Raw genomic sequence first — 11,770 nt, 5'->3', positions numbered from 1 at the left:
GCGATGCTGACCGAGGAACGCCGTGAGAAGTTCACGTCGGACGTGGCGGACATGAAGCTGAAGACGGACGGGTCACGCGGGGACGCGTGGACGCGCGTGCTGGGCGTGCTCCTGATGATCGCCGGCGTCGTGGGCGGGTTCATCTCGTACGTGAACTCGCTGGCCCAGGACGACCTGCGCAACGTGGGCTCGTTCCAGGTGCTGGCGACCGCGTTCGCCGCGCTCACCGTGATGGGCGCCGCGCTGTACCTCGCCGCCGCGGTGGCGCGGGTGCTGCGGCTGTGGCTGCTCCGCCAGCTCCTTGAGGGGCAGGCGCACACGGACCAGATCGCGGCCGCGATCGGGGACCGCCGTCTCTGAGACGTCTTCCAAGGCGCGTCCGCGCCCCGTGACCCTCCCGTTCAGCGGGATTGGCCGGGGACGGGGGATCCTCCGCTCACTAACGTCAGCCGTGCTCCCGTGATGGAGTCCGGACGGAGGATCCCCCTTGACTCAGACAACGCCCAGGGCCCACGACGTGCCGGACGTGCTCGCTCCGGCGAAGCTCGGTCCGGTGACCCTGCGCAACCGCATCATCAAAGCGGCCACCTATGAGGGGCTGAGCCGCAAGAGCCTCGTCACCGACGAGCTCATCGAGTTCCACGTCCGGCACGCGGCCGGCGGAGTCGGGATGACCACGGTGGCCTACTGCGCGGTCGCCCCCGAGGGCCGGACCGACCGGCGCCAGATCCTGTGGACTCCGGAGGCGCTGCCCGGCCTGCGCAAGCTGACCGAGGCCGTGCACGCCGAAGGCGCCGCGGTCGCCGCGCAGATCGGCCACGCGGGTCCGGTGGCCAACCCCAAGTCCAACAGGCTCCCCGCGCTCGCGCCCAACCGGAACTTCCACGCCACCACCACCAGCTTCACGAAGGCCGCGACCCGGGACGACCTGACCCGCATCGTCGCCGCCCACGCCCACGCGGCGACCATGGCCATCGAGGCAGGGTTCGACGCCGTCGAGATCCACCTCGGGCACAACTACCTGGCCAGCTCGTTCCTGAGCCCCAAGGTCAACCACCGCAAGGACGAGTACGGCGGGAGCCTTGCGAACCGGGCCCGGCTGTCGCGGGACATCACCCGCGCCGTCCGCGACGCGGTCGGCGACCGCATCGCGATCACCGCGAAACTCAACATGGACGACGGCGTGCCCGGCGGCTTCTGGCTCGACGAGGCGATCAAGGTCGCCCAGTGGATCGAGCAGGACGGCTCCCTCGACGCCCTGGAGCTCACCGCGGGCAGCTCGCTGCTCAACCCCATGTACCTGTTCAAGGGTGACGCGCCCCTGCGGGAGTTCGCGGCCGTCATGAAGCAGCCGGTGAAGCTCGGCGTCAAGATCGTCGGCAAGCACTTCCTGCGTGCCTACCCGTACAAGGACGCCTACCTGCTGGAGGACGCCCGGCAGATCCGCGCCGCGGTCAAGATGCCGCTCATCCTCCTGGGCGGGATCACCAACAAGCAGGTCATGGACCAGGCGATGAGCGAGGGCTTCGAGTTCGTCGCGATGGCCCGCGCGCTGCTGCGGGAGCCGGACCTGATCAACAGGATCAAGGCCGACGACAGCGTCACGTCCCTGTGCATCCACTGCAACAAGTGCATGACGGCGATCTACGGCGGCACCCACTGCGTGCTCACGGGCCCCCTGATCGCGCAGCCGCCCGTGCCGTCCGCACGGAACGCGCAGTCCTGAGGAGAGAACCGAAACAGTGCGACACGAGACGATCGCCGACCTGCTGCTCGACCGGGTGGGGGACGACCGCCCGGGCCTGCGGACCCGCGAGCGGACCTGGACCTGGGACGAGGTGGTGCGCGAGAGCGCCGCCCGTGCCTCCCTCGCCGGGGCGCTGCGGATCGAAGGTCCGTTCCACATCGGGGTCCTGCTCGACAACGTGCCGGAGTACGTCTTCTGGCTCGGCGCGGCGGCGCTCAGCGGTGCCTCGATCGTCGGCATCAACTCCACCCGCCGCGGCGCGTACCTGGAGCAGGAGGTCAGGCACACCGATCTCCAGCTCGTCATCACCGACGCGGCCGGGCTGAAGCTGCTCGACGGCCTCGACATCGGCGTGGACCGCGACCGCTTCCTCCTCGTGGACGACGACGAGTACGCCGGGCAGGTCGCGGCGCACGCGTGCGAGCCCGTACGCGACCCCGGGATCACGGCGGAGACGCGGATGCTGCTGCTGTTCACCTCCGGTACCACCGGCGCGTCCAAGGCCGCCATCTGCTCCCAGGGACGGCTGACCGACCTGGGCTACTCCAACTGCGAGAAGTACGGCGTCGGCAGGGACGACATCACCTACTGCTGCATGCCGCTCTTCCACGGCAACGCGGTGATGGCGCTGTGGGCGCCGTCCCTGACGGCGGGCGCGTGTGTCACCCTCGTGCCGAAGTTCTCCGCGTCCGGCTTCCTGCCCGACGTCCGCTTCTACGGCGTCACGTTCTTCACGTACGTCGGGAAGGCCATCGCGTACGTGCTGGCCACGCGGGAACGGCCGGACGACGCGGACAACACGCTCACCCACGCGTTCGGTACCGAGGCGTCGCCCGAGGACCAGGCCGAGTTCCTGCGCCGCTTCGGCTGCCGGCTCATCGAGAGCTACGGGTCCAGCGAGGGATCGGGCATGATCCGGCTCGCGCCCGAGGGCCCGGCCGCCGCGCTGGGGCGCCCCGCCCACGCCGGTGTCGTGGTCGTCGATCCGGAGACCAGGGAGCCGCGTCCCCGCGCGGTGCTCGACGAGCACGGCCGGGTGACCAACGCGGAGGAGGCGATCGGCGAGATCGTCAACACCGAGGGCGCGGCGAAATTCGAGGGCTACTACAAGAACGACGCCGCGAACGCGGAGCGGGTCAGGCACGGCTGGTACTGGACCGGCGACCTCGGCTACGTCGACGAGGCCGGCTACATCTACTTCGCCGGGCGTTCCGGCGACTGGATCCGGGTGGACGGGGAGAACATCTCCGCGCTCCTGAGCGAGCGGGTCCTGCGCCGCCACCCCCACATCGTCGCCGCCGCCGTGTTCGGGGTGCCGGACGCGCGATCGGGCGATCAGGTGATGGCCGCGATCGAGATTCCCGAGGGGATGGGATTCGAGGACCTCGGCCTGCCCGCGTTCCTCGCCGAACAGGCGGACCTCGGCACCAAGGGGGCGCCCCGCTACGTCCGGGTGTCGCACGCGCTGCCCGCGACCGGGTCCAACAAGCTCCGCAAGAAGGAGATGCAGCACGACGGCTGGCGGATCGAGGACACCGGGGACACGGTGTACCGCTGGGTCGGCCGCGGCGAGCCGCACTACACCCTGATGACCGGAGAGGACAGGACCGCGCTGCGCGAGGAGTTCTACGCCAACGGACGCCAGAGATTCCTGCCGTAGCCCCGTCACGGCCCAGCAACCACGTAGGAGAGCGGAACATGGATCTGCGCGAGACCGCCGCGCAACGACAGCTGCGCATGGAGCTGCGCGGCTACTTCGCGAGCCTCATGCCGGAGGACGAACGCCGCCGGGTCGGCGAACAGGGCGTGGGAGGCGACCGATTCCGGGAGGTGGTCAGCCGGCTCGGCGCCGACGGCTGGCTCGGGATCGGATGGCCCACCGAGTACGGCGGGCAGGGCCGCTCGATCGAGGAGCAGTACGTCTTCTTCGACGAGGTCCAGCGGGCCGGGCTGCCGTTCCCGTTCGTCACCGTCAACACGGTCGGCCCCACGCTGATGAGCAAGGGGTCGGAGGAGCAGAAGAAGCGCTTCCTGCCCGGCATCCTGTCCGGTGACATCGTCTTCGCGATCGGCTACACCGAGCCGGACGCCGGAACCGACCTGGCGTCCCTGACGACCCGCGCGGTCCGGGACGGCGACGAGTTCGTCATCGACGGCAGCAAGATCTTCACGAGCGGCGCGAACACCGCCGACTACGTCTGGCTCGCCTGCCGTACCGACCCGGACGCGCCCAAGCACAAGGGCATCTCGATCCTGATCGTCCCGACGGACGCGCCCGGGTTCTCCTGGAGCCCGATCCAGACCGTCGGCGGCATGGTGGTCACGGCCACGTACTACGGCGGCGTCCGGGTGCCCGCGACCGAGGTGGTCGGCGAGGTCGACGGCGGCTGGCGGCTGATCACGCACCAGCTCAACCACGAGCGGATCGGCCTCGCCGCGCTCGGCGGGCGCATGATCCAGCTCTGGGAGAACGTCCTCGCCTGGGCGAAGGAGAACGGGACCATCGAGCTGCCGTGGGTCCAGCGGGACTTCGCCCGCACCTACGCCAAGCTGGAGGCGATGCGCCTGCTGAACTGGAAGATGACCAGCGCGGTGGCGCGGGACGTCCTGTCCGGCGCCGACGCCGGAGCGGCCAAGGCGTACGGCACGGAGACCCACATCGACGTGCAGCGCACCCTCACCGGCATCCTCGGCGCGGCCGGGAGGATCCGCCCCGAGTCGCCGGGAGCCGTGCTCGCCGGGCAGATCGAGCAGCTGTCCCGCCAGGGCATCGTGAACACCTTCGGCGGCGGCGTCAACGAGATCCTCAGGGACATGGTGGCCACCCAGGGGCTCGGCCTTCCCCGGTTGGGACGCGGCGCATGAACGAGGCGTACGAGGACCGGCTGCGGGCCTTCGTCGGACGCGAGATCAACCCGCTGAGGCCCGGCCAGGACCCGGTCAACCAGCCGATGATCCGGCACTGGGTCGAGGCGATGGAGGACGACAACCCGATCTACCTGGACGAGGCGGCCGCCCGCGCCACCGGCAGGGACGGGACCGTCGCGCCCGCCTCCATGGTCCAGGCGTGGACGATGCGCGGGTACGCCGCGACCGCCGCGCCGAAGGGCGGCGGCGGCTTCGACGACCTGGTCGCCCTGCTCGCCGAGGGCGGCTACACCTCGGTGGTGGCGACCGACTCCGAGTTCGAGTTCCACCGCGAGCTGGTGCCCGGTGACCACATCGGCATGCGGGAGGTCGTCGAGTCGATCTCCCCGGAGAAGGTCACCGGCCTGGGCACGGGACGCTTCGTGACCACCCTGAAGACGTACCACGACCAGGACGGTGAGATCGTGGCCGTCCAGCGCTGGCGCACCCTGCGGTTCCGCCCGAAGGAGAAGCCCGCGGAAAAGCGGAACGAGAAGCCGGAACCGAGGGCGCTGCGGCCCCGCCCGGCGCTCAACAGGGACAACACGTTCTGGTTCGAGGCGGCGCGCGAGCACCGGCTGGTGATCCAGCGGTGCGCGGCGTGCGAGACGCTGCGCCACCCGCCCGGCCCCTGCTGCCCTGAGTGCGGCTCGTTCGAATGGGACACCGTTCAGGCGTCCGGCCGCGGGCACGTCTACAGCTTCGTGGTCAACCACCACCCCCGCCATCCGGCGTTCGACTTCCCGATGATCGTCGCGGTCGTGGAACTCGCCGAAGGCACCCGGCTGATCACCAACCTGGTCGGCGTCACCCCGGAGGAGGTCGAGATCGACATGCCCGTCGTCCTCGACTGGTTGGACGCCGATCCCGAGTTGTCGCTTCCGGTGTTCCGGCCGGTCGCCCAGGAAGGTCACTGATGGACTTCACCCTTGACGAAGAGCTCGAAGCGGTCCGCGACCTGGCGCGGAAGATCTTCACCGACCGCGCCACCACCGAGCGGGTGCGCGAGGTGGAGAACTCGCCGTCGCACCTCGACGAGAGCCTGTGGGCCGAGCTGGGCAAGGCGGGCCTGCTCGGCATCGCCGCGCCCGAGGAGGCCGGCGGAGCCGGGCTCGGACTCGGCGCGCTGTGCGTCCTGCTGGAGGAGCAGGGCCGTGCCGTGGCCCCGGTCCCGCTGTGGGCGAACGCCGTCGGCGCCCTCACGATCGCCGCGTACGGCACCGCCGAGCAGCGCGCGAGCCTGCTGCCCGGCGCCGTGGACGGATCGTCGCGGCTCACCGTCGCGCTGGAGGAGTTCGGGCCGCACGCGCCCGGCGACCCCCGGTGCGCGGCCAGGCGGGACGGCGGGCAGGACGGCGGCGGCTGGCGGCTGACCGGCGTCAAGGCGGTCGTCCCCGCGCCCTTCGGCGCCGCCCACGTCCTGGTCGCCGCCCGGACCGAGACCGGCACCGGCCTGTTCCTGGTCGCCGCCGACGCGGACGGCGTCACCTGGGAGCGCGCGGAGACCACGACCCACGAGCTCAGCGGAAACCTGACCCTCGACGACGCGCCCGCGCGGGCGGTCGGCACGCCGGGCTCCGGCGTCCTCGAGTGGGCCGTCGATCACGCCTCGGTCGCGCTGGCCGCCGTACAGCTGGGCGTCGCCCGGGGCGCGCTGCGGCTCGCCGCCGGCTACCTCAGCGAGCGCAGGCAGTTCGGCCGGCCTCTGGCCACGTTCCAGGCGGTGCAGCACCAGCTCGCCGACTGCTACATCGACATCGAGGCCATGGGGGTCGCCCTCTGGCAGGCCGTCACCACGATCGAGGAGGGCGAGCCCGCCGCGGCCGCCGTCCTGGTCGCCAAGTGGTGGGCGGGCGAGGCCGGGCTGAACGTCGTCCACCGTGTCCAGCACGTCCACGGCGGCATCGGCGTCGACATCGACTATCCGGTGCACCGCTACTTCCTCTGGGGCAAGCAGATCTCGGGCACCCTGGGCGGTGCCAGCGCGGACCTCGCCCGCCTCGGCGCGGTGCTGGCTGCCGGGCCGGTGGTGTCATGACCGCGTCCACGGGAAAGCCCACCGGGCGGGCGGCGAGCCGGACGTACGACGAGGTCGCGGTGGGCGACGAGCTCCCCGAGCTGTCGATCCCGCTGACCAGGACCATGATCGTCGCGACCGCCATCGCCAGCCGCGACTACCAGGACGTGCACCACGACCCCGAGCTGGCGGTCGAGCGCGGTTCCGCGGACATCTTCATGAACATCCTGACCAGCAACGGCCTGGTCGACCGGTTCGTCACCCGCTGGGCCGGCCCCGCCGCGGTCGTCACCGCGATCAGGATCCGGCTCGGCGCGCCCAACTACCCCGGCGACACCATGGTGCTGACCGGCAGCGTCACCGCGAAGGACGACGCGGGCGACCGGGTCGAGGTCTCCGTGCGCGGCGTGAACGCGCTCGGTCCCCACGTGACGGGCACCGTCGTCGTACGGCTCCCGAAGGGAGAGAACGCGTGAACGGCGCAAGCCCCCTTTCCGGTGCCGCGGCGATCGCGGGCATCGGCGCCACCGAGTTCTCCAAGGACTCCGGGCGCAGCGAGCTGCGGCTCGCCTGCGAGGCGGTGCTCGCCGCCGTCGCCGACGCCGGGCTGAAGCCGTCCGACGTGGACGGCCTCGTCACGTTCACCGCCGACACCAACGCCGAGATCCACGTCGCGCGCAACACCGGCATCGGGGAGCTGAGGTTCTTCTCCCGCGTCGGCTACGGCGGCGGCGCGGCCTGCGGCACGCTTCAGCAGGCCGCGATGGCCGTCGCCACGGGCGTCGCCGACGTGGTCGTCTGCTACCGCGCCTTCAACGAGCGGTCCGGAGAGCGGTACGGCCTCGGCCAGGCGGACCGGGCGATGGACACCAGCGCCGACCGCGCCGCGTACTCGTGGATGACGCCGTTCGGCCTCTCCACGCCGGCGCAGTGGGTCGCGATGTTCGCCCGCCGCTACATGCACGAGTACGGCGCGACCAGCGAGGACTTCGGGCGGGTCGCGGTGGTGGACCGCAGGCACGCCGCGAACAACCCGGCGGCGTGGTTCTACCAGCGGCCGATCACCCTGGAGGAGCACCAGGCGTCGCGCTGGATCGCCGAACCTCTGCACCTGCTGGACTGCTGCCAGGAGACTGACGGCGGCCAGGCGCTGGTCGTGGTCTCGGCCGAACGCGCCCGCGACCTGCCGCACGCGCCCGCGATCATCCGGGCCGCCGCGCAGGGCTCGGGCAAGGACCAGCACATGATGACCAGCTACTACCGGCCCTCCGTCTCCGGCATCCCGGAGATGGGCCTGGTCGGCGATCAGCTCTACGCGCAGAGCGGCCTGCGTCCCGATGACATCGACGCGGCCGTCCTGTACGACCATTTCACGCCTCTGGTGCTCCCGCAGCTGGAGGAGCTGGGCTTCTGCGCCCGGGGAGAGGCCAAGGACTTCATCGCCGACGGGCACCTCGAGGTCGGAGGGCGGCTGCCGTGCAACACCCACGGCGGCCAGCTCGGCGAGGCCTACCTGCACGGTATGAACGGCGTCGCGGAGGCGGTACGGCTGGTCCGCGGCACGTCGGTGAACCAGCCGTCGTCCGAGACGCACAACGTGATCGTCACCGCTGGTACGGGCGTGCCCACCAGCGGTCTGGTTCTGGGAGTGGACGAATGAGCACGGGAACGGTTGACGTGGGGGAACAGAACGCGGGCGCCTGGGCCGGCCACAGCCTGGGCGAGCGCACGGTCGCCTACGACGAGCGGGATGTGATCCTCTACGCGCTCGCCGTCGGCGCGGCCGCGACCGACCTTGACCTGGTGTTCGAGGAGCGCCTCCGGGTGCTGCCGACGTTCGCGCTGACGCAGGCGCAGTGGGCTCCTGACGCCCTCGGCTCGCTGGGCGCGTTCGACATCACGACGGCGGTGCACGGCTCCCAGCGGCTGCTGGTACGCGAGCCGCTCCCGGTGTCCGGCGAGCTGACGATGACGGCGCGGGTCGCGGACGTGTGGGACAAGGGCAGCGCGGCGGTCTTCGACGTCGAGGTGGAGAGCGCGTACTTCCTCGCCACCTGGTCGCTGTTCGCGCCCGGCCGCGGCGGGTTCGGCGGGGACCGTGGCGCCTCACGGCCGAAGCCGCGCGAGACGCCCGCCGACCTCGAGCTGGAGGTTCGCACCGCGTCCAACCAGGCGGCGCTGTACCGCCTGCTGGGCGACCGGCACCACATGCACATCGACCCGGAGGCGGCGAAGGCGGCGGGCATGCCCCGGCCGTTCATGCACGGCCTGTGCACGCTGGCCGCGGTGACCCTGCCGCTGGCGGCGGCCGCGGGCGCGCATCCCGCGGATCTGGTCGAGTTGGAGGGGCGGTTCGCCTCCCCCGTCTTCCCCGGCGACCGGTTGGACGCGCGCGGCTGGACGGGCGGGGAGGCGGGGCAGGACGGGACGACCGTGCACTTCGAGGTGACCGCCGACGGCAGGACGGCGCTTTCAGGTGGCCGGGCCCAGTTCCGCGTCACGGCGTAGCCGTCCGTGTCGCGAGATAGCGGGCGGGGAACTCGCCCCCGCCGTGCACGGCGATGTCCGCGCCCGTGACATAGGACGCGAGGTCGCTGGCCAGGTAGAGGCAGGTGTCCGCCACGTCGGCGGGCACCGCCATCCGGCCCATCGGGATCACCGCCGCGACCGCGGCGCCCTCGTCCGGGCCATACACGTGGGCGGCCGCATCGGTCCGGATCAGCCCGGTGGTGATGTGGTTCACCCGCACCTTGGGCGACCATTCGAGCGCCAGCGCGCGGGTCAGCACGAGCAGTCCCGCCTTGGCGGCGGAGTAGGCGGCGGTGCCGGGCTGCGGGTCGTGCGCCGACACGCTGCCGATGTTGATGATGGAGCCACCGGACTCCTGCTCGCGCATCACCTTGTTGGCCGGCTGCGCCACGTAGAAAGGCGCGAGCAGGTTCAGGTCCACGATCCGCTCCACGAAACGGGGCGAGACCGTGGCCGCGTCCGCATCCGGGGACCCTCCGGCGTTGTTCACCAGCACGTCGAGCCGCCCGAGGCCGCCGACCACGCTGTCCACCAGACCGGCGGCGGCCGCGGCGTCCCGGATGTCCGCCGAGAAGAACCGCGCCGTCCTGCCGCCCGCGCGAGGCAGGACGTCGGGCTCGTTCCGCCCGCACACGGCGACATCGGCGCCCGCGGCCAGGAACCTCTCCGCGATCACGAATCCGATGCCCTTGGTGCCCCCGGTCACCAGTACGGCACGGCCGCTCAGGTCCACCGTCGCGTTCATCGCGTTCCTCTCGTCGACGTCAATCCGATCCCCCGGAGGGTACGGCCGGGTCCGTCGCGGCGGGGGTCTTGTACCGCCCACCGGGACGGCCCTGGCCGGGGGCGGATCCGGGCGACACGATGGTCATCGCGGCATGTCATCACTGGGACACGACAGATCCCCACCGAGGCAGGGAGCTCATGATCGAGAACGACACGTTGACGATTCCGGCTGTCCTGGAGCGCGCGGTACGCGAGTTCCCGGACGTCGAGGCCGTCGTGGACGGCCCGGTCCGGGTGACGTACGCGGAACTGGGGGAGCGGGTCCGCGAGGCGGCGAAGGCGTTCGTCGCGCTCGGAGTCGGGCGCGGTGACCGGATCGTGATCTGGGCGCCGAACAGCCTGCGCTGGATGGTGACCGCCCTGAGCGCGCTCGCGGCGGGCGCCGCCGTGGTTCCGGTCAACACCCGGTACAAGGGCGAAGAGGCGCGGTGGCTGATCCGGCGGAGCCGGGCCCGGATGCTCTTCGTCGAGGACGGGTTCCTCGGCAACGGCTATCTGGCCATGCTGGGGGCCTCCGCCGAAAACGCCGCCGGACTGCCCGACCTGCCTGATCTGCCCGACCTGGACACCGTGGTCACCTACGACGCCGAGCCGCGAACCGGCGCGACCTCCTGGGCGGACTTCGTCGCCGGGGCGGCGTCCGTCACGGACGAGGGGGCGGCGGCGCGGGCGGCGTCGGTGTCGCCGGACGACGTGGCGGACATCCTGTTCACCTCGGGCACGACGGGCAGGTCCAAGGGCGCCATGTGCACGCATGAGCAGAACGTCCGCACCTACCGGTCCTGGTGCGGCCGGACCGGCGTCGGCCACGGCGACCGCTACCTCATCGTGAACCCGTTCTTCCACTCCTTCGGCTACAAGGCGGGCCTGTTCGCCTGCCTGCTGCAGGGTGCCACGATGGTGCTCCAGCCCGTGTTCGAGGTCGCCGAGACGATGCGGCTGATCGAGTCCGAGCGGATCACCGTCCTGCCTGGCGCGCCGACCATCTACGTGTCGATGCTGGACGCGCCTGAGAGGGAGCGGTTCGATCTGTCCTCGCTCCGGCTCGCCGTGACCGGCGCGTCGGTGGTGCCGGTCACGCTGGTCCGGCGGATGCGGGCCGAGCTGTTCCCCCAGGTCGTCACCGCGTACGGACTGACCGAGTCGTGCGGCACGGTCACCTCCTGCTCGCTCGACGACGACGACGAGACCGTGGCGAACACGGCCGGGCGGGTCATCGACGGCGTCGAGGTCGAGGTGGTCGACGGCGGCGGCCGCCCGGTCGCGGCGGGGGAGGACGGCGAGGTCCTCGTCCGGGGCTACAACGTGATGCTCGGCTACCTCGACGACGACGAGGCGACGGCCGCCGCGATCAGGGACGGCTGGCTCGTTACCGGCGACCGCGGCCGGCTCGACGAGCACGGCAACCTGACCATCACGGGGCGCTCCAAGGACATGTTCGTGGTCGGCGGGTTCAACGTGTACCCGGCCGAGATCGAGCAGGTGCTCGCCCGCCACGAGGGCGTCGCCGAGGCGGCCGTCATCGGCGTTCCCGACCAGCGGATGGGCGAGGTCGGCCGGGCCTACGTGGTGGCGCGCCCCGGCGCCGACCTCAGGCCGGACGCGCTCGTGGCGTACTGCCGGGGCTTTCTGGCGAACTTCAAGGTGCCCCGCGAGGTCGTCATCGTGGAGGACCTGCCGAAGAACGCGTCAGGCAAGGTGCAGAAGACGGAGCTGTCCCGCGTCTGAGCTCGATCCGGACGCCGATGCGCGCGACCACCCGCGCCGGCAGCGGTCACGCACGC

At 71.6% G+C, this 11,770-nt stretch carries 11 protein-coding genes; 10 read left to right on the top strand and 1 reads right to left on the bottom strand.

Translation table 11 applies throughout. The features are described from left to right. Positions 1-3 precede the first annotated feature (3 nt). The 9 genes from AB0I59_RS37525 (at position 4) to AB0I59_RS37485 (ending at position 9,179) form a co-directional block, all read left to right on the top strand. Complete coding sequence (locus AB0I59_RS37525; protein ID WP_061259964.1) at positions 4-360, top strand: hypothetical protein; 357 nt, start codon at positions 4-6, stop codon at positions 358-360. A 127-nt stretch (positions 361-487) separates the two neighbouring features. Continuing rightward, positions 488-1,726 (top strand): NADH:flavin oxidoreductase, encoded by a 1,239-nt coding sequence (locus AB0I59_RS37520; RefSeq protein ID WP_061259965.1) that lies wholly within the window; start codon positions 488-490, stop codon positions 1,724-1,726. 16 nt (positions 1,727-1,742) lie between these two features. Further along, positions 1,743-3,407 carry a steroid-22-oyl-CoA synthetase gene (casI, locus tag AB0I59_RS37515; RefSeq protein ID WP_358140801.1) on the top strand — a complete coding sequence of 555 codons (1,665 nt, stop codon included), beginning with the start codon at positions 1,743-1,745 and terminating at the stop codon, positions 3,405-3,407. A 38-nt stretch (positions 3,408-3,445) separates the two neighbouring features. Further along, positions 3,446-4,612, top strand: coding sequence for an acyl-CoA dehydrogenase family protein (locus AB0I59_RS37510; protein WP_061259967.1), 1,167 nt, complete (start codon positions 3,446-3,448; stop codon positions 4,610-4,612). Next, positions 4,609-5,571, top strand: a complete 963-nt coding sequence (locus AB0I59_RS37505; RefSeq protein ID WP_061259968.1) for a bifunctional MaoC family dehydratase N-terminal/OB-fold nucleic acid binding domain-containing protein — start codon at positions 4,609-4,611, stop codon at positions 5,569-5,571. Before AB0I59_RS37510 ends, AB0I59_RS37505 begins: the two co-directional genes overlap by 4 nt. Beyond that, on the top strand, positions 5,571-6,692 hold the full coding sequence (locus tag AB0I59_RS37500; protein WP_358140797.1) for an acyl-CoA dehydrogenase family protein: 1,122 nt from the start codon (positions 5,571-5,573) through the stop codon (positions 6,690-6,692). The genes AB0I59_RS37505 and AB0I59_RS37500 overlap by 1 nt, the downstream gene beginning before the upstream one ends. Then, a complete protein-coding gene (locus AB0I59_RS37495; protein ID WP_061259970.1) occupies positions 6,689-7,147 on the top strand; it encodes a MaoC family dehydratase in 459 nt (152 codons plus the stop codon). The genes AB0I59_RS37500 and AB0I59_RS37495 overlap by 4 nt, the downstream gene beginning before the upstream one ends. Further along, positions 7,144-8,331 carry a lipid-transfer protein gene (locus tag AB0I59_RS37490; RefSeq protein ID WP_061259971.1) on the top strand — a complete coding sequence of 396 codons (1,188 nt, stop codon included), beginning with the start codon at positions 7,144-7,146 and terminating at the stop codon, positions 8,329-8,331. The genes AB0I59_RS37495 and AB0I59_RS37490 overlap by 4 nt, the downstream gene beginning before the upstream one ends. Continuing rightward, entirely contained in the window at positions 8,328-9,179 is an 852-nt protein-coding gene (locus AB0I59_RS37485; protein ID WP_061259972.1) for a MaoC/PaaZ C-terminal domain-containing protein, read from the top strand. Before AB0I59_RS37490 ends, AB0I59_RS37485 begins: the two co-directional genes overlap by 4 nt. On the opposite strand, the gene AB0I59_RS37480 is transcribed toward AB0I59_RS37485, so the two are convergent. Further along, positions 9,169-9,945, bottom strand: coding sequence for an SDR family oxidoreductase (locus tag AB0I59_RS37480; RefSeq protein WP_358140792.1), 777 nt, complete (start codon positions 9,943-9,945; stop codon positions 9,169-9,171). The genes AB0I59_RS37485 and AB0I59_RS37480 overlap by 11 nt on opposite strands. A 179-nt stretch (positions 9,946-10,124) precedes the next feature. Here AB0I59_RS37480 and AB0I59_RS37475 point away from each other — a divergent pair, with 179 nt between their 5' ends. Further along, positions 10,125-11,714: a FadD3 family acyl-CoA ligase gene (locus AB0I59_RS37475; protein ID WP_358140790.1), complete on the top strand. Its 1,590-nt coding sequence runs from the start codon at positions 10,125-10,127 to the stop codon at positions 11,712-11,714. Positions 11,715-11,770: the final 56 nt, after the last annotated feature.

The sequence above is a fragment of the Microtetraspora glauca genome (assembly GCF_040656155.1).
Lineage (GTDB): Bacteria > Actinomycetota > Actinomycetes > Streptosporangiales > Streptosporangiaceae > Microtetraspora > Microtetraspora glauca.
The sequence above is the reverse complement of the archived record's forward strand: the minus strand, read 5'-3'. Positions and strand labels throughout refer to the sequence as shown.

Coding starts and splice junctions, on each gene's coding strand:
- AB0I59_RS37525 (WP_061259964.1), top strand. CDS start 4: ATGCTGACCGAGGAACGCCGTGAGAAGTTCACGTCGGACGTGGCGGAC.
- AB0I59_RS37510 (WP_061259967.1), top strand. CDS start 3,446: ATGGATCTGCGCGAGACCGCCGCGCAACGACAGCTGCGCATGGAGCTG.
- AB0I59_RS37505 (WP_061259968.1), top strand. CDS start 4,609: ATGAACGAGGCGTACGAGGACCGGCTGCGGGCCTTCGTCGGACGCGAG.
- AB0I59_RS37500 (WP_358140797.1), top strand. CDS start 5,571: ATGGACTTCACCCTTGACGAAGAGCTCGAAGCGGTCCGCGACCTGGCG.
- AB0I59_RS37495 (WP_061259970.1), top strand. CDS start 6,689: ATGACCGCGTCCACGGGAAAGCCCACCGGGCGGGCGGCGAGCCGGACG.
- AB0I59_RS37485 (WP_061259972.1), top strand. CDS start 8,328: ATGAGCACGGGAACGGTTGACGTGGGGGAACAGAACGCGGGCGCCTGG.
- AB0I59_RS37480 (WP_358140792.1), bottom strand. CDS start 9,945: ATGAACGCGACGGTGGACCTGAGCGGCCGTGCCGTACTGGTGACCGGG.
- AB0I59_RS37475 (WP_358140790.1), top strand. CDS start 10,125: ATGATCGAGAACGACACGTTGACGATTCCGGCTGTCCTGGAGCGCGCG.